Genomic DNA, 1,218 nt, shown 5'->3' with positions numbered 1-1,218 from the left:
GACAAACTTCACAGATTGTCCCAGACCGGCAGAAAAGCAACCGGCAGAGTACATATTTACGAAGATATTTTAGCATGAAAATCCTGGGAGTGCAAGAGATAAGCTGGTTATGGGCATGGCGAAACAAGCCAATCAAGCAAAATTTTTGATTGGCCTTGCTTTTTGCGCCCGCTTTACCGCCCCATGCGTTGCATGGGGCCTTTTTTATGCCCGCCGCCGGCCGCTCTGCCGGACACCAGGACACTTTTGCTGACAAATTGTGAAGTTTGTCACGGTCAAGCCGGCATGGCGCGCACGACAAATTGTGAAGTTTGTCACCGGCAGAGCGAGGGACGGAGGTGATCCACATGTTACATACGGCAGAAGCGCGGACGGGGCAGACCGTGGCGATCAGCCCTGTCCGTACAGAAAAAACCCGCGTCACACGGGAACAGGCCGCGGCCTATCTGGACAGCCTGAAACGGCGCGGCTGCACAGAGGAAACCATCAAGACCTACCGCCGCAACCTGCTGCGCTTTCTCCACATGCTGCCGCCGGACGGCACGATTGACCGCGGCACCGTGGCCCGCTGGCGGGATGTGCTGCTGGCGAGCGGCTACAAGCCCCGCACGGTCAATGTACGGCTCTCCGCGGCCAACGGCTTTTTAGGCTACCTGGGGCTGCGGGAATATCAGCTCCCCGTATGGCTGGCAGCGGAGGAGGAGGCGCAGCCGGAGCTGACGCGGAACGAATACCTCCGGCTGCTGTCCGCCGCGCGGGCGCTGGGCAAGGAGCGCGCCTACCTCTTGGTTAAGGTTTTTGCCGCCACCGGACTTGCCATCCACGAGCTGCCCCAACTGACCGCCAAATCGGTCCATGAGGGGCGCATTACGGTGGAGACCGGCCGCGCCAGGCGGATTATTCGTCTCCCCGCCTGCCTGCGGGCAGAATTGGAAAGCTATATCCAGCGCGCGTCGGCTTCGCCTGACCAGACGGTATTCGTCACCCAGAGCGGAAAACCGCTCAGCCGGACGTCGGTAACGGCCTCGATTCAAAGCCTGTCCCACGACGCGCGGGTATCCCCCGAAAAGTGCAACCCCCGCTGCCTGCGGAAATTATATCAGGCCACGCAGGCGGGGATTCGGGCAAGCATCGCCCTGCTGGCGGAGCAGAACTACGAACGGCTGCTGGAACAGGAGCAGCTTGCCATCGGCTGGGGGGAGGTGAACGGCCGGTGAA

Annotated in this window: 1 protein-coding gene; it reads left to right on the top strand. The window is 60.9% G+C overall.

Annotation, left to right across the window (positions count from 1 at the left end):
* The first annotated feature begins 347 nt into the window (after window positions 1-347).
* Window positions 348-1,217, top strand: a complete 870-nt coding sequence (locus tag ACYQ3S_RS15625) for a tyrosine-type recombinase/integrase (RefSeq protein WP_459690291.1) — start codon at window positions 348-350, stop codon at window positions 1,215-1,217.
* The last annotated feature ends 1 nt before the right edge of the window (window position 1,218 follow it).

Source organism: Agathobaculum sp. TL06 (assembly GCF_054658635.1).
Note: the sequence above shows the minus strand (reverse complement) of the source record. Positions and strands in the feature narration are given on the sequence as shown.

Excerpts from the sequence above, each read along its gene's own strand:
- ACYQ3S_RS15625 (WP_459690291.1), top strand. The coding sequence starts at position 348 with ATGTTACATACGGCAGAAGCGCGGACGGGGCAGACCGTGGCGATCAGC.